The organism is Novipirellula galeiformis (assembly GCF_007860095.1).
GTDB classification, from domain to species: Bacteria; Planctomycetota; Planctomycetia; order Pirellulales; family Pirellulaceae; genus Novipirellula; species Novipirellula galeiformis.
The window spans coordinates 1,305,679-1,328,172 of record NZ_SJPT01000001.1 but is presented as its reverse complement, the minus strand read 5'-3'; the positions used below and the strand labels follow the sequence as shown (position 1 = coordinate 1,328,172).

Annotated in this window: 20 protein-coding genes; 16 read left to right on the top strand and 4 right to left on the bottom strand. The window is 54.3% G+C overall.

All coding sequences use genetic code 11. From position 1 onward, the window contains the following. Nucleotides 1-11: 11 nt before the first annotated feature. The 12 genes from Pla52o_RS04895 to Pla52o_RS04840 all read left to right on the top strand — a co-directional run bounded on the left by Pla52o_RS04895 (nt 12) and on the right by Pla52o_RS04840 (nt 12,198). The gene (locus Pla52o_RS04895; RefSeq protein WP_231612112.1) at nt 12-845 is read left to right on the top strand and encodes a glycosyltransferase family 4 protein; all 834 of its coding nucleotides are present in this window, start codon (nt 12-14) and stop codon (nt 843-845) included. Continuing rightward, the gene (locus tag Pla52o_RS04890; protein WP_146593402.1) at nt 842-1,408 is read left to right on the top strand and encodes an acyltransferase; all 567 of its coding nucleotides are present in this window, start codon (nt 842-844) and stop codon (nt 1,406-1,408) included. Before Pla52o_RS04895 ends, Pla52o_RS04890 begins: the two co-directional genes overlap by 4 nt. 20 nt (nt 1,409-1,428) lie before the next feature. Further along, entirely contained in the window at nt 1,429-2,847 is a 1,419-nt protein-coding gene (locus Pla52o_RS04885) for an SDR family NAD(P)-dependent oxidoreductase (protein ID WP_197168989.1), read from the top strand. Then, nucleotides 2,847-4,751: an HAD-IIIC family phosphatase gene (locus Pla52o_RS04880; protein ID WP_146593400.1), complete on the top strand. Its 1,905-nt coding sequence runs from the start codon at nt 2,847-2,849 to the stop codon at nt 4,749-4,751. The genes Pla52o_RS04885 and Pla52o_RS04880 overlap by 1 nt, the downstream gene beginning before the upstream one ends. Next, the gene (locus Pla52o_RS04875) at nt 4,748-5,011 is read left to right on the top strand and encodes an acyl carrier protein (protein ID WP_146593399.1); all 264 of its coding nucleotides are present in this window, start codon (nt 4,748-4,750) and stop codon (nt 5,009-5,011) included. Before Pla52o_RS04880 ends, Pla52o_RS04875 begins: the two co-directional genes overlap by 4 nt. 3 nt (nt 5,012-5,014) lie before the next feature. Beyond that, a complete protein-coding gene (locus tag Pla52o_RS04870; protein WP_146593398.1) occupies nt 5,015-5,953 on the top strand; it encodes a glycosyltransferase family 2 protein in 939 nt (312 codons plus the stop codon). Then, nucleotides 5,950-7,155 carry a glycosyltransferase family 4 protein gene (locus Pla52o_RS04865; RefSeq protein ID WP_146593397.1) on the top strand — a complete coding sequence of 402 codons (1,206 nt, stop codon included), beginning with the start codon at nt 5,950-5,952 and terminating at the stop codon, nt 7,153-7,155. Before Pla52o_RS04870 ends, Pla52o_RS04865 begins: the two co-directional genes overlap by 4 nt. Nucleotides 7,156-7,344: 189 nt before the next feature. Beyond that, entirely contained in the window at nt 7,345-8,562 is a 1,218-nt protein-coding gene (locus tag Pla52o_RS04860; RefSeq protein ID WP_146593396.1) for a hypothetical protein, read from the top strand. Between the two features lie 21 nt (nt 8,563-8,583). After that, entirely contained in the window at nt 8,584-9,804 is a 1,221-nt protein-coding gene (locus Pla52o_RS04855; protein WP_146593395.1) for a glycosyltransferase family 4 protein, read from the top strand. 50 nt (nt 9,805-9,854) lie between these two features. Beyond that, entirely contained in the window at nt 9,855-10,412 is a 558-nt protein-coding gene (locus tag Pla52o_RS04850) for a WcaF family extracellular polysaccharide biosynthesis acetyltransferase (protein ID WP_146593394.1), read from the top strand. Between the two features lie 60 nt (nt 10,413-10,472). After that, entirely contained in the window at nt 10,473-11,294 is an 822-nt protein-coding gene (locus tag Pla52o_RS04845; protein ID WP_146593393.1) for a glycosyltransferase family 2 protein, read from the top strand. Between the two features lie 124 nt (nt 11,295-11,418). Further along, on the top strand, nt 11,419-12,198 hold the full coding sequence (locus Pla52o_RS04840; protein ID WP_146593392.1) for a glycosyltransferase family 2 protein: 780 nt from the start codon (nt 11,419-11,421) through the stop codon (nt 12,196-12,198). 323 nt (nt 12,199-12,521) lie between these two features. Here the strand turns inward: Pla52o_RS04840 and Pla52o_RS27645 are convergent, their stop codons facing one another. Further along, nucleotides 12,522-12,644 carry a hypothetical protein gene (locus Pla52o_RS27645; protein WP_261343334.1) on the bottom strand — a complete coding sequence of 41 codons (123 nt, stop codon included), beginning with the start codon at nt 12,642-12,644 and terminating at the stop codon, nt 12,522-12,524. Nucleotides 12,645-12,734: 90 nt separating this feature from the next. Between Pla52o_RS27645 and Pla52o_RS04835 the strand changes: the two genes are divergently transcribed. Both Pla52o_RS04835 and Pla52o_RS04830 read left to right on the top strand, forming a co-directional pair. Next, nucleotides 12,735-15,161, top strand: coding sequence for a polysaccharide biosynthesis tyrosine autokinase (locus Pla52o_RS04835; RefSeq protein WP_231612085.1), 2,427 nt, complete (start codon nt 12,735-12,737; stop codon nt 15,159-15,161). Nucleotides 15,162-15,264: 103 nt separating this feature from the next. After that, complete coding sequence (locus Pla52o_RS04830; RefSeq protein ID WP_146593390.1) at nt 15,265-15,675, top strand: acyl-CoA thioesterase; 411 nt, start codon at nt 15,265-15,267, stop codon at nt 15,673-15,675. A gap of 199 nt (nt 15,676-15,874) precedes the next feature. Here Pla52o_RS04830 and Pla52o_RS04825 read toward each other — a convergent pair whose 3' ends face one another. After that, a complete protein-coding gene (locus tag Pla52o_RS04825) occupies nt 15,875-17,530 on the bottom strand; it encodes a hypothetical protein (RefSeq protein WP_146593389.1) in 1,656 nt (551 codons plus the stop codon). 409 nt (nt 17,531-17,939) lie between these two features. Here Pla52o_RS04825 and Pla52o_RS04820 point away from each other — a divergent pair, with 409 nt between their 5' ends. Both Pla52o_RS04820 and rnpA read left to right on the top strand, forming a co-directional pair. Further along, entirely contained in the window at nt 17,940-18,917 is a 978-nt protein-coding gene (locus tag Pla52o_RS04820; RefSeq protein ID WP_146593388.1) for a DnaJ C-terminal domain-containing protein, read from the top strand. A 208-nt stretch (nt 18,918-19,125) separates the two neighbouring features. Further along, nucleotides 19,126-19,476 carry a ribonuclease P protein component gene (rnpA, locus tag Pla52o_RS04815; RefSeq protein ID WP_146593387.1) on the top strand — a complete coding sequence of 117 codons (351 nt, stop codon included), beginning with the start codon at nt 19,126-19,128 and terminating at the stop codon, nt 19,474-19,476. Between the two features lie 211 nt (nt 19,477-19,687). Here rnpA and Pla52o_RS04805 read toward each other — a convergent pair whose 3' ends face one another. Further along, entirely contained in the window at nt 19,688-21,391 is a 1,704-nt protein-coding gene (locus Pla52o_RS04805) for a DUF1598 domain-containing protein (protein WP_146593385.1), read from the bottom strand. Between the two features lie 226 nt (nt 21,392-21,617). Beyond that, complete coding sequence (locus Pla52o_RS04800) at nt 21,618-22,361, bottom strand: arginyltransferase (RefSeq protein ID WP_146593384.1); 744 nt, start codon at nt 22,359-22,361, stop codon at nt 21,618-21,620. Nucleotides 22,362-22,494: the final 133 nt, after the last annotated feature.

The window sequence follows — 22,494 nt, the reverse complement described above, 5'->3', positions numbered from 1 at the left end:
ATTTGGAAGAGGTGCTGTCGAAGTGGTCTCGAATCCTGGGTCTTGCCGCCCACTCATCGATCAAGTCGAAACTGAGTAAATGCCTAGTGTCGGTAACGGGCCAGCATATTCACAAGGCGTCGAAAGTCTGTGATGGTTATGTCGTCAGCAACAGTCTGGATGCACAGTTCCTGCACCAGCGACATCGGCTTGCCTGGGAGCAAATCGCGACGATCCCACAGGCACCCGCAGCAGTATTCCGTGCGAACCACGTCCCGCAGATGACGCCGCGCCGATTGCGTAAGATGCTATACGTGGCGGGTTACCATTTCGCAAAAGGTCCGCACGCTGTTGCAACCGCTGCGAAACAGTTACTGTCCGCGGACGAGAATCTGTCGCTCACGTGGATCTGTCATCCGGGCGACCATGCCAAAGTGAAAAATTTACTCGGACCGGTCGCTCCGCGAGTTCGCTTGCTCGGTTGGATGACGCAAGAAGAGTTGGTTAAAGAGTTCGACGGGCACGGCGTTTTTCTTTACCCCTCACTATTTGACGGTTTCGGCAAAATATTTTTGGAGGCGATGTCGCGCGGACTTTGCGTGATTGGAACAACCGCGGGAGGCATGGTCGATATTATACAGCACGGCTTGAATGGATTTTTGTGCGATTTCAACGCACCGCAGCAGATTGTCGATCGGGTTGTTGAGATACAACGCGATCTGCAGGCCGCCGGCAAAATGTCATCGGCCGCGGTAAAAACCGCAGACCAACATACTTGGGAACGTGTCGGGCGGGAATTGGAACAATTCTTTGCCGAACGTCTGAAATCAGTATCGAACGATAAAAGGGCCACTCGGGCACGATGAGCTTTTCCCGTCTCCTTTGGAAGTTTGCCGAAATCAAACGATTGTCGTTTGCCAGAATCCGCAGCAAATGGTTTGCAGTCTGCGGCGCTGCTGTAGGAGCAAAATGTTTGTTTGGATGCAAGTCACGAATCGATCGACCGTGGACAACCAAATTTGGCACCCGATGTGTTCTGGAACCGGACGTTTGGTTTGATGTCGTAAGCGATGATGCGGAGATTGTTGTTGGCGATCACGTTTTCATTGGGCGCGGAACCCATTTGCTGATCAGCGATGGAGTGTCGATCGGAGATCATTGTCTGATTGGAGATGGAGTGGTCATTTCCGACCACAAACACAACACTTTTTCCGGTGAATTGATCGACGGACAAGGTTGTAGCTCCGATCGCATTACCATCGGCGACGGTGTGCTTCTGTGTGTGGGTTCCGTGATTCTGCAGGGAGTACACATCGGGGAGGGAGCGATTGTGGGTCCGGGGGCGGTGGTCTCTCAGGACGTCAAGCCTGGCAGTATTGTGGGTTCACCTCCGGCAAGAATGTTGGGAATGCGGGAGGGCAACGTATGAATTCCAGAGCCGCTTCCGCAATGACGAAAACCGCTCACAAGGTCTTTGAGCTTCAGGACTGTCTTGAGTTTGCGAAGATCAGCGGTGATTTTAACCCGCTGCATGTTGACCCGTTGGAATCCAGGAGAACCGTTTTTGGAATGCCGGTAGTCCATGGGATGCACCTAGTCATGCAAGGGCTTGAGCTACTCTGTTCGCAGACGGATCGGATCCGGCTTGAATCGTTAAAGGGGTCGTTTCTGCGTCCGGTAGTCGTCGGCGACAAAGTAACCTGGACATTAACGGAACGGGGAGCACTTCAGTTCCGTGTAACCATATCGACTGGGGCTCAAGTTGCTTTTTTCGACGTTTTGTTTCAGAACGACAATCGACCATCTGATTCGGGTAATTGTGTCGCGAAAAAGGCCGATGTGGCGATCCGCAGCAGAACGTTTGACGAGGTCGAAACGGCCTGTGGCGAACTGCGTTACCCAGTCGACTCCAACTCTTTGGCAGAACGCTTTCCAAGTGCGTATCAGTCGATTCCCGTTAATCAGTTGTGTGATCTCGTGACGACATCGACGCTCGTCGGTATGGAATGTCCTGGCCGCCATTCCTTGTACTCACGTTTCGATTTTTCGTTTTCGCCCGTTGCAGAAACCTGCCCTAAGCGTGCCATGGCTTATCAAGTCATTCGCGCCGACAAACGTTTCCGCATGGCCACACTGAGCATAAAAACACCTGAATGCACCGGTGAGATCACCGCTTTTGTTCGCCCCGAACCAACCCGGCAACTCTCCTTCGCGGACGCCTGCGGTTTGGTCGGACCGGAGGAATTTGCCGGCTCTTCAGCGCTGGTGGTTGGCGGCTCGCGAGGCTTGGGCGAAGTCGCGTGTAAACTGCTCGCAGCAGGAGGCGCTGATGTGACTCTCACCTTTGCACGTGGCAGATCCGACGCGTTGCGAATGAAAGAGGAACTTTGTGAGGCCCCAGGGGAGATCACGATAACTCAACTGAATGTCCGAGATTTGGTGCTTACCGATTTGAAACCTCCCGCCACCAGTCTGGATGTGTACTATTTTGCCACCCCTGCGATTTCGGCAGGGACGGGAGAGTTTTCGACAGCGAAGTTCCAGGATTTTTGTGGCTATTATGTTTACGGGGTTAGCGAATTGATTCATGGGTTGGTGCGTGACGGCTTCCAGGTTCAAAATTTGCTTTGTCCGTCGACCGCGTTCCTAGATACCATTCCCCGGGAAATGGTGGAATACGCTGCCGCCAAAGCGGCAGCTGAGACTGTTTGCAAACATCTTGAAAATCGAATCGACGGACTTCAGGTGCATTGCCCGCGGTGGCCAAAGCTGAAAACGGATCAAACCGCCGCATTGGTGCCAGAAGAATTTGCAAACGCGCCCTCTACGGTGCTTGAATCAATACGTCAGATCTACCAGCGAAAGTAATGGAAGTAAATCATTTTGATAAACGGGCGCGTCTTGCTGAATGCAAGTCGCAAATCGCCGCCGCCTTGAATGATCAAAATTTCTCCGAGGTTCAACTCTGGCTTGCGCGTGCATGGGATGCGGATCCCAGTGCCGCATTGTCCGCGTGGACAAAACGAACTCTGGATCCCGTTCGTGATGATTTTTGTCTGGCGGGGATCAAGGTTGCATTCCTGCGAGCGTACACGATTGAGCCCGCCGTTGCGCTGTTGACGGCAAGTGCTTACACACAGCGATTGAGAATCGATCCATTTCTCGGTCAGTTCAATACGTATGCACAAGAGCTGTTGACGCCGGGCAGTGATTACCACCGTTTTGAAGCGGACGTCACAATCCTGGCATTGCTGACGCGCGTGGTCGCCCCCGAATTGTGGGACGGATTCGCCAGCCGCACAGAATCCGATACCGAGAAGATCGTCGATCGGGTCTGCAACGAGCTTGGAACGCTGATGGACCACTTTCGCAAACACAATTCGGGATACATGGTAATCCACAATCTCGAGCCACCTCCGCTGCTGTGTCTCGGGATCGGTGACCCGGGACGACCGGGCGGTCAGCGTGATTGCATCCAGCGGATCAATCAATTTCTGCGATGTGAAATCGACCGGCGTCCGGGATTTTGCCTGCTGGACATGGAGCATTTGGTTTATGGATTCGGTGCGTCACGTTGGTATGACGAACAACGCTGGCAAACCATTCGACTGCCCATGGCCAGCGATGCAGTCGCCGTGCTTGCAAAGCATTGGCTGAAGCACATCGGAGCTTTGAGCTTGCCCGCCAAAAAAGTTCTGGTAGTTGATCTGGACAACACGATGTGGCACGGAGTTGTCGGCGAGGACGGGTACGATGGTATACGACTCGACGATTCGCCTGCCGGACAACCACACCGAAAGCTACAACAAGCGTTGCTTGATCTTCACCATCGCGGTGTATTGTTGGCGATCTGCAGCAAAAACAATCATGCTGATGCATGGCAGGTGATCCAGCAGCATCCGGATATGCTGTTGCGTCCGGAGCATTTCGCGGCCGTGCGTATCAACTGGGAAAACAAAAGCTCAAATCTGCAGTCATTGGCAGCTGAACTGAATGTCGGAATTGACAGTTTTGTGTTTCTTGATGACAACCCGGTTGAACAGCAACAGGTGCGACATGCATTGCCGCAAGTCCGTGTACTGGACGTCGGCAAAGACGCCTCAGGCTATTCAGCTATCGTTCGTGATGAAATCGGTTTTGAACGTCGATGGGTCAGCCAGGATGATCAGAATCGCGGTCGCATGTACGCGCAGCAGCGTTCGCGGCGAGATGCTCAGGCAGAGTCCAGTGATTTGGAAACATACCTGCACTCTCTGGAAACGGTCGTCGAGCGGATCGATCCTGATGCGGCGATGCTGGAGCGAGTCGCACAGTTGACCCAGAAGACAAATCAATTCAATTTGACGACGCGGCGTTATTCGATCCAGCAAATCAATGAACTCAGCCGGGCAAATGAGTCAGAAGTATTAGCCTTTCAAGTCTCCGACCGGTTCGGCGACAGTGGTATCGTGGGTGTAGCGATTCTGCGGTTCGAGCCGGACGGGTGTGAGATCGATTCGCTTTTGATGAGCTGTCGGGTGATTGGTCGAAACATCGAAACGGCAATGCTGACTGAGATCATTGATATTGCGCGGTTGAGGTCCTGTGAAAGGATTATCGGCAGGTACATTCCCACCGCAAAGAATTCACCTTGCGCGGATTTTTACGATCAGCACGGTTTTGTTTTTGCAAACGGGGCCTGGGAATTGAATTGCGGGCAAAGAAGTAGCGTGGAAATGCCAGCCTGGATTAAGATGCGGGTACCTCCAGTGACACCCCCGGGCCAGACATGAGCAGCGAACAAATCGAAATTCTGAATACCGTCGCATCAATCGTCAGCGATCTGTTCGGCGTTGATGCGGACCAGATCAGCATCGATACCACGCGTGATTCAATCGACGGTTGGGATTCGCTGCAGCAGGTCAACCTGATCATGGACGTTGAAAGCCATTTTCAAATCCATCTATTGGAATCTCAGATCGCAAGGATTCAAGGAATCCGCGAACTGGTCGCGGTAATTGAAGAACAACAAAGCTCGCGGCTCGATCCCTAAGCAATGTCAACGTCGACTCTTCCCCTCACGATTGCCATTCCGACACTGGGCCGGGAACAGGTACTCGTGGACACTATCCAGATGCTGCTGGACCAGACCCCACGCGCAAGCGAGATTCTGGTCGTTGACCAATCTGCCGAGCACGATCCGTCGGTAGCCGCGCACCTCGCCGCGTGGCATCACGACAATCACATCGTTTGGCTGCAACTCGACAAGGCGTCTCAGCCCGGGGCGTTGAACGAGGCCTTGAGACGAGCAAGCCAAGAGTTCGTACTTTTTCTGGATGACGATATCAGAATCGATTCCGGGTTCCTTGCGGCTCACATGGACGGCTTCTCGAGTGATGAAATCTGGGCAGTCGCGGGGCAGGTGTTACAGCCGGGTGAGAATCCTGATGACGACTATGTCCATACCGAGAGTAACGGCTGCTTTGCCGACGCCGACTTTCGATTCCGTTCGAACCGTCCCGCGATGATCGAAAACGCGATGTCGGGCAATATGACCGTCCGCCGCCAGCGCGCGTTACAAGTTGGAGGCTTCGATGAGAACTTCACACCTCCGGTCGCCTATCGATTTGACAACGAATTCAGCAAGCGGTTGTGCAAGTCGGGCGGCAAAATAGCGTTTCTACCGAAAGCACGCATCTATCATCTGCGGGCACCGCGCGGTGGTACCCGCAGCAACAGCAATCACCTCACTTCGATGTCACCAGAACATGGTATCGGTGACCACTATTTCGCGTTGCTGCACGGTCGCGGTTTGAAACGCTGGACTTACATCAGCCGGCGAATGGTTCGCGAAGTCTGCACCCGATTTCATCTCAAGCATCCTTGGTGGATCCCTGTAAAATTCATTGGCGAAACCAGAGCGTTCATTGGCGCAATCGCGCTACGAGTTTCGGGACCGCGACTCATCCAGACAATATCGGATGACGAACGGTGAACCGCACGTCCAAACCAAGTGTGGCATTTGTTACAAGTCACCCCATTCAGTACCAAGTTCCGGTGTTTCGGCACTTGGCGCAGCGGGACGACATGGAGTTCCAGGTGTTGTTTGCGATGCTGCCCGACGCGGCAGCCCAGGGAGCTGGCTTTAGCGTCGACTTCCAGTGGGACGTTCCGCTCTTGGAAGGTTACCAGTACAGCGTGTTGAAGAATGTTTCTGCAGATCCCGGAGTCACACATTATCGAGGATGTGACACCCCCGGCATTGCGGCCGAACTCAAGCAGCGAAAAACGGACGTGGTGATCGTCAATGGCTGGGTCGTCAAAACCTGCTTGCAAACGCTCTGGGCGTGCAAACGATTGCAAATCCCTTGTATTGTTCGCGGCGAGGCGAATCTACTGCGACCGCGTGCATGGTGGAAAAAGACGGTACAAAAGCGGCTAGTACGTCAATTTGATGCTTTTCTACCGATCGGTACCGCGAACCGAGAGTTCTATCGCAACTATGGCGTTTTGGATTCTCGCATGTTCGATGCGCCTTACTGCGTTGAGAATGATCGCTTCACCTTGGCGGCGACTGCTGCTGCACCGCAACGTGACACACTGCGTCTCGCTTGGGGCATCCCAACTGATAGCCTATGCCTTCTTTTTTGTGGCAAGTTTGAAACAAAGAAACACCCTTTGGAACTTCTACATGCATTTGAAAAAGCGTATCATTCCTCCTCGAACCTGCACTTATTGATGGTTGGAGATGGTGAACTTCGCCGCGAATGCCAACGATTCGCTGAGGCAAAATCTCTTCCTGTCACGTTTGCTGGTTTCTTGAACCAGAGCGAGATCGTGGACGCCTACGTCGCTGCGGACACTTTGGTGCTCCCTTCGGACCATGGAGAAACCTGGGGTTTAGTGGTCAATGAAGCGATGGCGTGTGGCTTACCTGCTATCGTGAGTGACCAAATTGGTTGTGCGTTCGATCTGATCGTCAACGGTAAAACAGGCTGGGTATTTCCATTTGGCCAATGGGATCAGCTTGCTGAATTAATGGTGCAAGTGTCAGTCTATCCTGAACAACTCCAGTCGATGCGCGCAGCGTGCCAGGAGCTGATTAGCGATTATTCGCCTCTCGTTGCCGCCGAGGGCATCGTGGCCGCTACAAAACAGTTAACATCCGCAGCCCATGAACGCAAAATCAAACGGTAACGATGTGACGGTTTGTCACGATCCTGAAATCCCGAGGCGCATCGTCGTTCGATGACTACGATCTACTACAGCTTTGTCGCGTTGTCGGCGCTGATTGCATTGAGTGATTTCCGGCGTGGTATTTACTTCGCAATTTTCATCGACTTGCTACGTGATATCGTTCGCAAGACGGATCCCTCGGAAAGCGTTTTGATCACCGTCGCCGGGGCAGCGGTTTGGGGTGCCGTCTTCCTCGGTGCGACGAAGTCCTATCCAGGACTTGTGTCGCGAGCCTTTTCCGAACACCCACTGCTGCGTAAAAGCATCTCGACCTTTCTGATCGGTTTGGTTCCAGCCGCAGGATTGGCAGTGATTCTTTACCCAGGTGGCTACAAGATGGCGGTCGTGGGCGGAGTTTCTTTCGTGGTCCCGCTATTCGGCTTGGCGATTGGCTATGCATTGCCTCGGCAATCCAAGGATATTTATGGAATGCTCGCGTTCTATATTTTTGTCAACGCAGTTTTCTTGATTGGCGTCCCGCTCGAGCATCTCGGCTACGACTGGGCGGGGCTTGGCGGTATGCGAGGCATGAACTGGATCCGTTATCGAAGCGGGTACACTGTGGACCTTATTTCGGGCTTCTACCGCAGTCCGGATATCATGGGACTTCATGCAGCATCGGTTGCGATGTTTTGCTTCTGTTTTTACGTGCGGGCCGACGGTCGACCAAAAGCGGGATGGATTGCCATTGCATCCTGGGCATTTTTCTGCCTGTTTCTAGCGGGTCGTCGTAAGATGATTGGGATGCCTTTTGTGTTTGTCGCTGCTTGGTTCTTTATCGGTAAATTAAAAAACCTAGTCCCTGCAAACCGTATGCTGGGATTCTTAGCTAGTTTAGCGCTACCGGTCGGAGTTAGCTTGCTGATGCTTGGCAGAGGCAGCGATAACGATGCCTACGCAGACTTTGCCTCCAGCCTGATTACCGAAGGGGGCATAAGGGCGAATGAACTGATTTCCAATTCGGTACTCGGCACCATTCATCAAACTGGGGTGTTTGGTGCAGGGCTTGGGTCGGCGACTCAGGGACGCTATCACATGGGCGGCATCTCGGGACCGAGGGCGTGGCAGGAGGATGGTATCAGCCGCATTTTTATGGAACTAGGACTGTTCGGCGTGATTTGCGTAGTGATCGCGGGAAAACACTTTTATTTCGCGGTCAAACGGGCAATGGGCAATCCGCTTGGAACCTTCCAAACCAAAATTCTTCAGCTTTCACTTGTCTCAATGGTGCTAGCCTACGGAGCATCTTTTACCATTTCGCATCAGCAATTCAGTGGAGATCCCGGCAGCGGTGTGATCGTGATGATCCTGATGGGCGCGGTGTTCGGACTCTATGTACCAGCACGACGCGAATTTGTCGTTGGCTAACGAAGGTTTTACGAAAGGCCAATGTCTTCTCCCACTCACCCTCACCTAATCGTCGCGTGCCATGCTTGGTACGACGACATGATCGGTGGCTCATTCCGTTTAGCGTCGGAATTCGCGATCGATCTGGCGAATCGCGGCCACCGGGTGTCCTACGTCTGTTGCGCCGCTCCGGGCAAAGAATGTCTTCCTGCCCAAGAGGTAGTCGATGGCGTGCAGGTGCATCGCTACTCACCACCCGCCGCAGGTACGAGCGGTCGCGGGCGGATGGCCCATCATGTACAGCAAACTCGCATGTTGGTGGAGCAACTTGATGCAAAGAATCCAATTGTGGCGGTGAGCAGCCACAGCCCGCTACAAGGACTCGGTGCCGCCAAGGCTCTCCACAGTCGAAAAAACGTGCTCATTAACTATACGGTTCATTCACCTTTTGATGACGAACTGTTGAGCAATGTGGCGGGTAATATCAGCATCGCCACACGACTGTCGATCTGGATGGCTGGCCGAGTGGAACGGCGTAATTGTGCTCTTGCCGATCGTGTCCAAACGCTCTCGCAATTCACGATGGATCAAATTGCAAAAAAGTACGGTAGCGTTGTGAAAGGGAAAGGAATCGTTGCTCCGGGGTGGGTGGAGACGGAACGATTCCAACCGGCCGAGGATCGCGGCCTCCTCCGGTCGCAACTGGGTGGCGATTGGCGGACCGACCACCCCTTGTTCTTTACATTGCGGCGACTCGAGAATCGAATGGGGCTCGATACACTTGTGGACGCCTGCGCATTGTTGCGTCAACGTGGGCATTCCTTTCGCTTGCTGATTGGCGGTGGCGGACCACTGCGAGACGAACTGCAATCTCGGATCGATGCCGCTGAATTGCGAGATAGCGTGCGGCTATTGGGGCGACTCCCCGAAACGCAACTCCCCTTGGCATACGCTGCAGCCGACTGCTTCGTGTTACCAACGCGTGCGCTCGAGTGCTTTGGGCTGATCGTGTTGGAAGCCTTTGCCTGCCAAACTCCCGTGATTGCAACCAACGTCGCTGCGATCCCTGAGTTAGCGTCTCAGCAGGAAATGGGATGGATGTTTCCCCCCGGTGACTCCGTCGCGTTAGCGGATCGAATGGAATGCTTTGTAACAGGAGACTTGCAGGCGAGCAAAGACCTTCGTGAAATCGCCTTGAATTACGATCGTTCCCGCGTAATTGACCGCTGGAGCGAACTATTAGAAATCCCCCAAACGCGATAAAACGCGGCCTCCCTGACCTGCCTCTTGCAGAGGCAGGTTGCAATTGAAACATGACGTTACGAATCAGCGAAAACCGAAACGCCAAAAACTACTCGTGGCAAGTCCAAGGGGCGCGTATCGCGTGGGCCTTGGGTGAGCTTATTTTCCGTCTGATCCCCCGACCACTGTTTGAAACTCGCTGCTGGATCCTACGATTTTTCGGAGCCAAGATTGGCCGCCGTGTGCATCTCTACAACACGGTAAAAATCACGTTTCCATGGCAATTAGAAATTGGCGACGACACCGCCATTGGCGAGCGAGCCCGAATTTACAACCTAGGCAAAATCACGCTTGGTAGACGCGTGACGGTTTCGCAAGGATGCCACCTCTGCGCTGGCTCACATGATTACCAATCGCCAACGATGGATTTACAAAAAACGCCCATCACCATTGGTGATGACGTCTGGATCTGCGCCGACGCATTCCTTGGTCCCAATGTCAACGTTGGTAACGGCGCGATCGTGGGTGCGAGAGCCGTTGCGATGAAGGACGTCCCGGCTTGGACCGTGGTAGCAGGAAACCCAGCCACGCACATCAAGGAAAGGACATTGCGTGTTGACTCAGAATAGCCTTCTCCCATGGCGTCACGCTCATCGCGGTTTACGCGGTGACGGCCCTGAACCGATGACATGCCCATGATTTCCGCCATCGTTATTTGCCGCAATGAAGCTGCCAATATCGCCCGCTGCATCCAATCGCTTGACTGGTGCAGCGAGGTGATTGTGGTTGACGACAACTCGACCGATGGCACAGCGGACATTGCTCGCAGCGCGGGGGCAAAAGTCATGAACCATGCCTTCGAAAGCTTTGCTTCGCAGCGAAACTGGGCGATGCGACAACCCCAAGTACAAGGCGAATGGATTTTGCATTTCGATGCCGATGAGACATCAACGCCTTCGTTCGCAAGGGCAGTGAGCGATGCGGTCCGAGTCGCGCCGAATGATTGCGCTGCGTTTGCCCTGTGTCGTAAGACCATGTTCCAAGGGACATGGCTAAAGTATTCCGATGGATTCCCCGTATGGATTATGCGTCTGGTAAGACGCAACACGCCTGCGTTTGAAGATTCAGGACATGGCGAGGTACCGATTCCTCGGCTTGTTGGAACCATTCCAAAGATTAACGAACCCTTTATTCACGATGCGTTCAGCAAGGGAATCTCTAACTGGATCGAACGGCATAACAAGTATTCGACTTACGAGTCTGCTCTCGAGCGACAAGCAGAGCCCAATTTCATGTTTCGCCAATTGATCTCTAAAGATCGAGCAATTCGCCGACATGCCCTGCGAGGCCTTAGCCGCAGATTGCCCGCACGCCCCGTTGTTCGATTCTTTTACCAGTACTTGCTCAAATGCGGCTTTTTAGACGGAAGACCAGGCCTACGATTCTGTCTGCTGATGGCGATTTATGAATGGTTTATTATTCTAAAAAAATCGGAACGAGATTTACAATGACGAAACCAGCCTGCGGTGAAATCGTGTCACGCGTGCTCTCCTTTCCTATTTCAAAGACACAATGCCGCGGCAGACTCAGTCACCAAGCCAATGCCATCGCTGAACCTCGTGGAACGTTGCTGCCATGAAGATTTCCGTCATCACTGCTGTATTCAATCGAGAATCGACCCTCGCGTCGACAATCGACAGCGTGGCATCACAGCTTGCGACCGAGCATGAACACATTCTTGTCGACGGGATGTCCACGGATGGCACCGCGGACGTCATCGCTGCGAACAAGCCCCGTATCGCAACAAGCATCCGTGAGCCTGACGACGGTATCTATGATGCGTTAAACAAGGGCATCCGAGCGGCGACCGGCGATGTGGTTGGCTTTCTGCATGCCGACGACTTGTTCTATTCACGAGAGGCATTGCGACGGATTTCCGATACGTTTTCGCGAGAAAAAGTGGACGCCGTCTATGGTGACTTAGTTTACGTGGATGCGGCAAACCCCGACCGCGTGATTCGCTATTGGAAGTCGGGACACTTTGATGCACGTCGCTTCCGACGAGGTTGGATGCCACCTCATCCGACCGTCTACGTTCGAAAATCGGTCTACGAGAAGTTCGGAATGTATCTAACGGACTTCGGATCGGCCGCCGATTACGAATGGATCGTCCGACTGATGGTTCACCAACAAATTCGAGTGGGCTACATTCCAGAGATTCTCGTCAAGATGCGGGTGGGCGGTGAAAGCAACGCCACGCTAAAAAATCGGATTACGGCGAACCGTGATGATCGGCGAGCTTGGACGGCAAATGGTCTAAAACCACCATGGGGATTACGTCTGACTAAACCGCTATCCAAACTGCCCCAGTTTTTAAGGGGCAAAAGCATGTTCCCCCAAAGCATGTCTACCTGAACCCCGGTTCCCTAACGGCAACTGATTCAGCGAACACTCTCCCCCAGCGAAAGCACCATGGTCGAGTTGTTGCGATCTTTTGAATTCGCGTTTGACATCGTGCCAAAATTACGTCGTCGTTTCACTCCGCCGCTAGACCGACTGACCGCGAAGCGAGTCGCAAGCGGAGAGCGTGATCCTCAGGAGCGATAAAAAACAGCGGAGCCAACTCCAACGTTTCTCGCTTGCTCTACTGCAACGGCCGGACAACCTGTCCAACCTGTACAGATTTAAACGGTTGTTCCGTGTTTTTGTAGGCAAACACAGTTTATGTTCAACTTTTGCTAGTCCAAGCAACACTTGATCGGTAGACTGAGATTCGGAAAGTTGCCATTTTCGATGCAGACGCTGTATTCACCAAACATCTCGCAAAATCGGATCGACGCATCTCCTTCGTCTTCCGCCATTTTTTCTCGATTTGATATTTCATGAAGCAATCATCTGACCGCGGGCTTGCTTATTCCCAAGCCCCCGCCATTACTGGCGCAGACCGATCGATGAGTGACACCAGCGCGGACTCGACGAACCTGCTGGCATCACTTTGGCGTTACCGATGGGCGGTGATCCTACCTGCGATCGTGGGTGCTACGGCCGGCTTTTTGTTGTACCTGAAAACACCGGAAACTTTTCGAGCGTCCACTCGCTTGATTGTGGAATCGGATCGTCCGGCGATCCTTGACTCGATGACCGGTGACGTGATTGGCGGGGTTCCGAGTGTCGACATTCTGAGCTCCCATCTGTATAGCGACCGTGTCGTAAAGATGGCGTTCGACAATCCAGAGATGGTGCCGTTACAGGAACGTTTTGGTGGCGACCCGACCCGATACAACGGCACCGCCCGTGGTGGGCTGTCGCTTACCGTTGAAGGCACAGGAGGAAGGGTTGCACAATCATTCGTTGCCGTGTTGAGCTTCGAGCACTCTGATGCCGAACTTTGCGAAGCTTCGGTCAAAGCATTCAGCGATGCGATGCAAACGTTCTTTAACGAACGACAAAAAAGTTCTCGTAGTGAACTGTTGCAATTGATCTCTGTTGCGATCGAACAATTGCATCCAAAGATGACGGACCTTGAAAAGCAATACCGAGATTTTCGCCGCGATGCCCCGCTCGCTTGGAACAGCCAAGGTGAAGCAATTAATCCTCACCGCGAAAGCCAACTTTTCTTAACCGGTAAACGAAGTGAACTCAACGAGCAGATGCGTCAAAAGGCGACACAACTCGCAGCGGTAGAGTCAATTTACAGCCAAGCCAATGATCATCTGATCGCCATGGCAGTGATCAGCAAACTGCTGAACGTCAATCTCGAATTGTCGAACGTCGAAAATGAGATCACACGAAATCTGGTTGACGCCGATGTGGAGCTTGCTCAGTTGAAACTGGATCAACAACTGGTCCCTTTGATCATTGAACGCAACAAGATGGCGAACGAATTTGGTGCCAGCCATCCGACAGTCAAACAATTGGACACCGAACTCTCTTTGATGAAGAGCGAGCTTCGTCGCATCGTTGTGGACCAAACCAAGCGGTTGATGGAAATAAAGAAAGAGAATGAAATCAAAACGATTGATCCCAAAGAAAAAGCCAAGGAAGCGATTTCGGCAGTACTGATCGCTGCGAAGGCAGAATTAGACCTGCTGAAGAATCAAATTCTCGAGCTAGACAAACAAATTGTTGATGAAAGAGCCGCGGCAATCGAGTTGGCAAAATACGAACAAGACAATGTCGCAATGCTTCGGGAGCTTGAACGAAACCGAGACTTAATGGACCAACTTGAAGAGCAGATGGCTCGAGTCAGTTTAACCGAAGAGGAAGGCGGAACTCGGGTACAAGAACTCACCGCCCCTTCGAGGGCGGGCCGAGTGGGTCCCAATCTGACGCGAACCCTTGCCATGGGCACGTTTATTGGACTTGTGATTGGTGCCGGCTTGGCACTGCTGCTTGAAATGAACGCCAATACGTTCCGAGATCCAGAGGAAATTTCCGCACTTTTAGCAGTCCCCGTTTTGACGCACGTTCCGTTCTTCAAAGGTCGAATTCGGAAACCAACGAAAGATGAAATCAATCCATACAAGGATTTGGATCCGGGGATGGCGGTGTTGCATCAACCCGCATCCGTCGCGGCTGAAGCGATCCGCTCTTGCCGCACTGCGATTTTCTTTGAGTTAGCGGGGATTGATGGCGGCAAAGTAGTGCAGGTCACCAGCCCGCTGCCGGGTGACGGTAAAACGACCGTCGCTGGCAACTTGGCTTGTTCGATTGCACAAAGCGGCAAACGTGTACTCGTGATCGATTGTGACCTTCGTCGCCCGCAAATCACCGATAACTTTGCGATGAAGAGCAAACTGGGGCTGTCAAACGTTCTCAACGGCGATTGCGATCCGAGTGAGGCCTGTCACGAAACTCCGCTTAGCACCTTGCAGGTGATGCCTAGTGGCCCCATTCCCGCGAATCCCGCCGAAGCATTAACGCTGCCCGAGATGGGCGAATTGATTGAGTTACTGCGTGAAGACTACGACTACGTGATCCTGGACACTCCACCGCTATTGGTCGTTACCGACCCAAGCATTACCGCGGGGATGGCGGATGGGGTGATAATGGCACTGCGAATTCGCCGCAAGAGTAAGCCGAACGCGAAAGAGTCTGTGAACATTTTGCGAAGCGTCGGCGCCAACCTGTTCGGAGTAGTCATCAACAACTCAGATGAGGCAGGTACAAGCGATGGTTACAAGGGGTATGGCTACTATCGCTATGGCCGCTACACCAACCGATACCGTCGCCGTAATGGCAGTGACACTAGCAAGGGACGGGACTCTTCGAGGTCCAATATGGCTCCCGTCGTGGTTAAGGGCCGAGGAAGCACTTCATCGAGGAAAGCGAAAAAGGCCGTGCCCCTGTCGATGACAGGGGTTGATTCGGACGTTTAAGCTTGCTTGAAAACCGGTTCCGATAACAACCTTCAGCCTCTTTGTCGCAGCGAATCCTTAGGACGTCCCCCTAGAACGTCAGACTGTGGCGTCCACCTTACCTATGAAACATCATTCGCTTGAACTTCGCGTTCGGTATGACGAGTGCGATCCGATGGGCTTTGTCCATCACTCGAATTACTTGCGTTACTTCGAAATCGGTCGCACTGAGTTGCTAAGAGCCTCCGGCGGTTGCTACCGTGAAATGGAAGCGTCTGGACAACTGGTCGTTGTCGTACGTGTCGACTGCCGCTACAAGCGACCGGCTCAATACGATGACCTGATCACGGTGCAGACCTCCATCGCTCGCGTGACAGCCGCCAAGATCATTCACGAGTATACGATCACGCGAAAGACTCCATCCGGGCAACCGGAGACGCTAGTCGATGCTACCGTGACATTGGCAGTGATCGACCGTGATGGGAAAGTGCAACGAGTGCCGCAGGCGCTGTTGGATCAGTATGAAGAGGAGTGAAGAGTGTTTTGATTCACCCTCCTATTTTGGGAGGGTCGGACGCGTTAGCGGCCGGGGAGGGCTGATTGCATTGATCTTGCACGCTCCATTTCTTGCAACTCCGAGGCCCCACCCAGAGCTTGCTAAACGCTCGCTCTGACCTCCCCAAAACAAGTTTCGAGGAGGGGAAGTTGGGGGAGCCGAAAGTCTTGGCGACGCCTCACTCCTCTGCTTGCTGCTGGCGGGCGGACCAAAACGCACGGGCGGCTCGGATGTAGGGGACATGCGGTGCGAGTTCATTCGGCGGTAACTTCTTTAGCCTCGCTTCGTATTGGCTGAGCCAATCGCGAAAAAACTCGACGCTTCGCCTTGTCACGCGTGACCGGCCATCGAACTCGATGTACCACGGCGCACTGACCGCCGCTCGGTAATGATCTTCGTACAGCGTGATAACCCGGATCATCACCCAACCACTCTCTTCGACATCCAACGCGGGGATCACCCCACCGGCCTTGGCAAACTCATCCAACCGAGCGCTGTAGAAGACTTGCCCGTTGTGAACGACTTCTAAGTAGTCGACGGGATCGCGCACCGACAACTGAATCTCTGGCTGCAGCGTTAGCTTCTCTCCGCCATTGGCCGTGAACACGAAACCGGGGATCTTACCGCTCAAGGTGGGCAACAACATCGGTCCGTTCGTTGCAACACTGTTGCCATTGAATGCGTGATGCCACCATTCCGCTTCGCTATGAATTCGTTGGGCAACCGCCGTGTTACCATCAAGATCGCGGTAAGATTCGATGGGAGCGGCGACGTAGAGCCGGTTGTAGCCGACCGGGGTCGTCGGTGCATTCGAACCGCTGCCAGCAAGCGGTGGAATCCGAAATCCAGCTTCGAGCATGTTGTTGTATATTCGCTCAGCCCAACGCCCTAGCTCCGTTGGATGCTCCGTTCGCGGTCCATCGGGCGCTCGCCCGTCCTTGGGGTTGATGATCTTGCGGTCCAAACGCAGCCAATCACCGAAAAGGAAGAATCCATCCACCCGCTGACTCGCCAACCAGACCGGCAACGGCCATGCGAACGGGTTTTCAATCGCAACTCGGACTTCCGTATTCCCCTCGCGTTCGATGTCATGAAGATTTGGCTCGTTTTTTGGCAGGGCTGCGAGTCGAGCGACGACCGGTTTGTCAGGACGGACGTGTGATGACTGCGATTCCGATTGCTCGTCACCCAGTTGGCCTTCCGCATTGGAATGTTCGGCTGAGTCTTGCTTTGCCGGCAATCCGTAAAACAGCAGCCCGCGATCGTGCACCGCGTCTTCGCGAATCCATGAAGGATCGTTGGCGGGTGGATCATCCCGGTCGCGACCGGCAATCGGCTTCGCATCTTCGTGACCAAGCACCGCGGCGACGTGTAAATCTTCCGACGCCATCCGCAGCGGCAGACTGTGGGGGGACGCCAGCAAACAACAATCACCACTCGTCCAACCTTTGTCGAGCATGTTGATCATTCGGGGCAAACGCACCCGATGCTCATCAAGACTTTCGGGATCGAGTGCAAAATTCCCGCGAATGACCCGATACTCGGGGCCTCGAGTCAACCGGAACGCATAGGGCCCGTCAGGGAAGGAAACCTCCAGGGAGCGATCGATCACGACACCAATCCCGGCGGGAACGCTACGCCGAATCGGCATCCGCCGGCCGCTTTCGTTTCCGCGAAAGAGCTCCAGCCGTGCACTGGCTGGCTCGCCCGTCGTTTCATCATCAACTCGGATCGTCAATTTTCCGCCTGCGGCGAAAGCCGCCATCGGCAGGGCTGTGAACGAGATAACCGCGACAGCAAACAGAGGCAGCAAGGAAGGAATGAGTCGATTCATGCGATCGGAGTGAGGAGTGAGGAGTGAGGAGTGAGGAGTGAGGAGTGAGGAGTGAGGAGTGAGGAGACAAGGAGACAAGGAGACAAGGAGAGGGGTCTTCTCGCCCCTCTGCAGAACGGCCCGGAGTGTGGGCGGCGGGGGAGGGGGGGGTTGCATTGATCTTGCACGCTCCATTTTCGTCATGTCGCCCGCCGACTCCGCTCGTCGGTTTCCCGTTTGCTCTAATGCCGCGGAAACTCTTCGCGACATCCGCTCCGTGGCTCCGTGGCTTGCCGACTTATGCCGGCCGAAGATCGAAGATTTAAGATCGGTTCGCCGTTTGCTCCTGCTAGGCGAATACAAGGCAATCTGCCAAGTTGGCACTGCGCAAAATTTCCCTAACCATTACACCGTACCGAAATCTGAAGTCGTGGCAGAAGATCTTTACCAAATTTTAGGCGTCGCTCGCGACGCCACGAAAGACGATATCAAGAAAGCTCACCGCAAGTTGGCGTTGAAATATCATCCAGATAAGAATCAGGACGATAAAACGGCACGCGAGAAGTTTAAGCGTGTCCAGGAAGCTTACGACGTACTCAGCGATGAAGAAAAACGTGCGGCTTATGACCGCTATGGTGCGGATTTCGAGAAAATTCGCGGCGGGGGCTTCAACCCTCACGCCGGCGGTGGTGGCGGCGCGGGCTTTGAAGGACTCGATTTGGAACAAATATTTGGTGGCCGCGGTGGCGGTGACGTCAAATTCGAAGGTGGCTTCTCCGACTTCTTTGAACAACTGATGGGCGGTGGAGCACGCGGCGGTGCAGGAAGAGGCGCCGGCCGTGGCCGTCGTGCCGCGCCCCCGCAACGGGGTGGCAACATTCGTCATGAATTGGAATTGCCACTCCAAACCGCTGTCTTGGGAGGCACGACAGAGTTCTATTTAAATCGCACCGGCAAAAATGAAAAGTTGTCGGTCACGATCCCACCCGGTGTGGAAACGGGATCAAAAATCCGCTTGCGTGACCAAGGCGAACCGTCGCCAAATGGAGGGCCTAGGGGAGATTTGATCTTGTTGATCAAAGTATCCGACCACCCTCACTTCCGCCGGATCGGCAAAAACTTGGAACTCAAGCTCCCCGTTTCTCTATCCGAAGCGATGCTAGGAGCCAAGATCGACGTGCCGACCCCCTCAGGCACAGTCACCTTGTCGGTTCCTGCGGGCACCAGCAGCGGCCGACGATTGCGGCTGAAAGGCCAGGGGATTCGCAATCGCGATGGCTCGGCAGGCGACTTGATCGTCGAACTGCAAATTCGTTTACCTGAATCGATCGATGATGAGTCGAAGGAATTGGTCGAGAAGTTTGCCGAACGAAATCCGCTGAACCTGCGACACGATTTGTCGTTCTAAGCGGGTGTTATAAACGGGTGAGCTAAGCGGGTGAGCCGTCGCAATCCCGCTCAATCGAGGTCCGAGTTTGTTAGCGGTGCGTTTTGTTTGCGGAGCAAACAACGACAATCCCCTCGCTAACGCTTCGCGTTGTGAACCTCACGGGTCACCTACATAACCACTGATATTCGTTCTTCCTCTTCACGCTCATCTTTAACGGCCCGCTTCCGTGCGTTATCGGTTTCCCAAATCCCGCCGCATCGTCCACAGTTCGCAGTTCACCTTGATCCTGCGTCGCGGAGTGTGCGTGGCTGACGGCGTGTTGGTGCTGTTTGCTGTTAAACGTGACAGCAAATCGGCGAGTCGGATTGGCGTGACGATTCCCAAACGAACTGGAAACGCAGTCGCCCGCAACCATTGGAAACGATTGATCCGCGAATCCTTTCGAACTCAGCAAGACCGTGTCCCGGACGGGATCGATATCATCGTCCGCCCTAAAAAGGGAGCGAAAGCGAGTTGGCCCCCCATTCAAAAATCAATTCCGTATCTGACTCGCAAAGCGATCAAGCGGTTGGGATGAGGCGGAGCATGCTCAACGTCGGGGCTTTAGGAGGGGAAAGGGAGCGTGAGCCAAAACACTCTCCCTGTCTCCCTGTCTCCCTGTCTCCCTGTCTCCCTGTCTCCCTGTCTCCCTGTCTCCCTGTCTCCCTGTCTCCCTGTCTCCCTGTCTCCTTGTCTCCTTGTCTCCTTGTCTCCTCACTCCTCACTCCTCACTCCTCACTCCTCACTCCTCACTCCTCACTGTCCCACCACCAACGTTGGAGCAGACGAGGGCGTGGATCGGTGGATGCTGAGATGGCATCGAGCGTTGCGTAGCGATCGAATTGTGACGGCAGTGTTTGCTTTGGGTCGACCGACACGCCTCCACTGGCGATCACGATGTGGTGGTTTTGCTTGCCGTGGCGAACCGTGTGCATCGTCGCGATCGATTCGACTTGCCGCGGGGCAGTCAACATCCAAGGCCGATCGGCATTGAACTGCGACACACTTTGAATCAATGCATCGTGGGCACGCGCTTCGGTATAGCGTTGGGCTAACTCGGCAATCGACGCCGCTTGATAGACCGATTCAAGAGCCCCATAGATCGGATACTGCTGGCGGATCCGATCCCAATTCTGATTAAAATCGGCAACAAACAACTCCGTGCGAGGATCGTTTGTCAGATGGCCACGTTGGCCGCTGGCGATCGCGCGTTCGTTTTGGCCGCTCAAGCGAATCGGAGTGCCTTGGATTTCAAAAACTCGTTGATTCGTATCTGAACGCACGCTTCGCGGGGATGCGGTAAACCACAGACGCAACAGTAAATCGCGCGGCGGGCCTCGGGCGATCAAGGTGTCGACGGCATCGAGGTAGTCGATCGCTCCCTCGGGCAATTCACGCTCACCGAGGGCAAGTTGCTTCATGTGCCGGTCGGCTTCGACCATCACATACCCCAACACCGTGTCCGGTGGCGTACCAAACACCTCGACTCGCTGCATTCCTAAGGCAACGCGGACCGCTTCGGCGGCAGTGCCAATTGGAATCGACTTGTTTTGAATTCCCACCGCAGCTTGGACCGCGTTTTGCAAACCTTCACGCGATGGATCGATCGTACAGCCAAACGATTGGCCATTCTGTGCAGCCGCCAAACAAGTCAACAAAAAGTCGAGTCGCATGGTGTTGCGAGCGGTGACCCGATCCCGATACCATCCTTGATACGTCTCGATGCCCCCCACTTCACCCGAGAGGACAATGTCGTCGTCGGTGAATTGAACAAAGCGGACTTGGGATAAACCTGCGAGATACTGGATGGACTCGGGAACGCTCTGGCCCGAAACCTGGTATGACGAAAGGGCGTCGCGTAATCGACGCAGTGAAACGCTGCGTAGCGGCGAGGGCGTGCGCCACGCTGACGGTGCAAACAAGGCGGCATGACCGGTTGCAGTCGCAGCATCGTCGAGCTGGGCGACTAGATTGTCCATCGCATTGGCATGCCTCAACGTTTCACACTCGCGCAACGTTCCCTGGGGATCAACAAAAACCCCTTGAGGATAGGGGGCCATTGTGCTGGGGCCGCCGAGAGATTCCCAGGTATCGGGAACAACCGTGGTTTCGATCAGCGCCATCAGCGAACCAAAATCGGCAAACGAACTTCCTCCCGCCGCTCCATTGTTCGTTTCGATCACCTGACTCCTCGCCTCTGCGGATTCGATTCCTCGAAGCGTCGAATTTGCCGCCACCGAATCGCCGACCGCGGATTGAGCCGTCGAAATTTTTGCCAGAAATTGGTCTCGCTGTTGAGGTGATGCGTTTGCAGCATCATTCAGGGCTGCAGCAAACTCGCCCGATTGCAGACGACTGAGAGGCGGTTGAGCCAAACTGTCGCCCGTCATAAAGGAAGCGACAAAAAACAGGCCAAGGGGAACCCCAAGGCACGTAAGACGTTGAACCATCATCGTGTCGAACCTGACTCAGGCAGGAAGAAAAGAGAGTAAGACACGCCTGATTCTACTGCAAAGGGGAGGGGACGAGCAGTTCGAGTGCCTGCGGGTGCCGCCCAGAGACGCGTTTTCAAGCCAGAAAGACTAGAAAAGAAGGACCGTGCAAGCGTCGTGTCGCCAGCCCTCCGCAGCCGCTAACGCGTCCGCCCCTCCCGCAAGCGGGAGAGTGAGGATGGCAAGCTCACCGTTGGTCGAAATCAATCCACCGGCCTTCCACGAGACGCTGTTGCGGTTGGAAGCGGGACTTGTAATTCAGGTGCGAGTTCTCGGCGACGTACATACCGAGATAAACATATTGGCGAGCAGTGGCTTGCGCCCACTCGATTTGCTTTAACACCGCGTAGGTACCCAGGCTGTAGCGACTCTCTTCGGGCCGAAAGTGAGTGTAGACCGCCGAAGTGCTACGCCGGCCGATGTCGACAATCGAAACGGCAACGAGTCGGTTCGCCTTCCAGATGGAGAGCTCACGAGTCTCGCAACACGAGTCCGAGAGGAATGAGCGGTAAGCGTCTTCGTCGACCTGTTCATCACGGATTCCCAAGTTTCGCTGGTGACGATGTTGGTTAAACATTTCCGTGCGCAGGGCATCGACACTTGGTGGATTCCATTGCCAAGTCAGGTCTTGATCTCCACGACGGAGCACGCGTTTAAACGATTTTGTCCACCGGAATGTCGACACATCAAGCCGCGTCGGATGACATGCTTGGCAGGCAGGGCATTGCGTGCGATAGACAAAGTCGCCGCTACGGCGAAATCCCATCGCCAGCATTTGATCGGTGATTTCCGGGGTCACGTTGCCGATGGGAAGCCGAAGCGGCATACGAGCCATCGTGTCGCCGAGATACGGACACGGTTGCAATTGGTCCTGGACCACGACGAGCCGACACTCGTCACTGGGCATGCGAAATTCACTGGGCCGATTCATGAGCATTCCGCGCGGATGCGTTGAGACAAAAGCACGAAAAACATCATACGCCCCGATAGCATGAGCGTCACGATGTTTCGCGTCCTGAGCGTCCCATGGGCTATTGGCGACACCCGCTCACTCGCACCGATGC

What these genes read in the sequence shown, in the direction of transcription:
- Pla52o_RS04890 (WP_146593402.1), top strand. Translation starts at nt 842, where the DNA reads ATGAGCTTTTCCCGTCTCCTTTGGAAGTTTGCCGAAATCAAACGATTG.
- Pla52o_RS04885 (WP_197168989.1), top strand. Translation starts at nt 1,429, where the DNA reads ATGACGAAAACCGCTCACAAGGTCTTTGAGCTTCAGGACTGTCTTGAG.
- Pla52o_RS04880 (WP_146593400.1), top strand. Translation starts at nt 2,847, where the DNA reads ATGGAAGTAAATCATTTTGATAAACGGGCGCGTCTTGCTGAATGCAAG.
- Pla52o_RS04875 (WP_146593399.1), top strand. Translation starts at nt 4,748, where the DNA reads ATGAGCAGCGAACAAATCGAAATTCTGAATACCGTCGCATCAATCGTC.
- Pla52o_RS04870 (WP_146593398.1), top strand. Translation starts at nt 5,015, where the DNA reads ATGTCAACGTCGACTCTTCCCCTCACGATTGCCATTCCGACACTGGGC.
- Pla52o_RS04855 (WP_146593395.1), top strand. Translation starts at nt 8,584, where the DNA reads ATGTCTTCTCCCACTCACCCTCACCTAATCGTCGCGTGCCATGCTTGG.
- Pla52o_RS04850 (WP_146593394.1), top strand. Translation starts at nt 9,855, where the DNA reads ATGACGTTACGAATCAGCGAAAACCGAAACGCCAAAAACTACTCGTGG.
- Pla52o_RS04845 (WP_146593393.1), top strand. Translation starts at nt 10,473, where the DNA reads ATGCCCATGATTTCCGCCATCGTTATTTGCCGCAATGAAGCTGCCAAT.
- Pla52o_RS04840 (WP_146593392.1), top strand. Translation starts at nt 11,419, where the DNA reads ATGAAGATTTCCGTCATCACTGCTGTATTCAATCGAGAATCGACCCTC.
- Pla52o_RS27645 (WP_261343334.1), bottom strand. Translation starts at nt 12,644, where the DNA reads ATGGCGGAAGACGAAGGAGATGCGTCGATCCGATTTTGCGAGATGTTT.
- Pla52o_RS04835 (WP_231612085.1), top strand. Translation starts at nt 12,735, where the DNA reads ATGAGTGACACCAGCGCGGACTCGACGAACCTGCTGGCATCACTTTGG.
- Pla52o_RS04830 (WP_146593390.1), top strand. Translation starts at nt 15,265, where the DNA reads ATGAAACATCATTCGCTTGAACTTCGCGTTCGGTATGACGAGTGCGAT.
- Pla52o_RS04825 (WP_146593389.1), bottom strand. Translation starts at nt 17,530, where the DNA reads ATGAATCGACTCATTCCTTCCTTGCTGCCTCTGTTTGCTGTCGCGGTT.
- Pla52o_RS04805 (WP_146593385.1), bottom strand. Translation starts at nt 21,391, where the DNA reads ATGATGGTTCAACGTCTTACGTGCCTTGGGGTTCCCCTTGGCCTGTTT.
- Pla52o_RS04800 (WP_146593384.1), bottom strand. Translation starts at nt 22,361, where the DNA reads ATGAATCGGCCCAGTGAATTTCGCATGCCCAGTGACGAGTGTCGGCTC.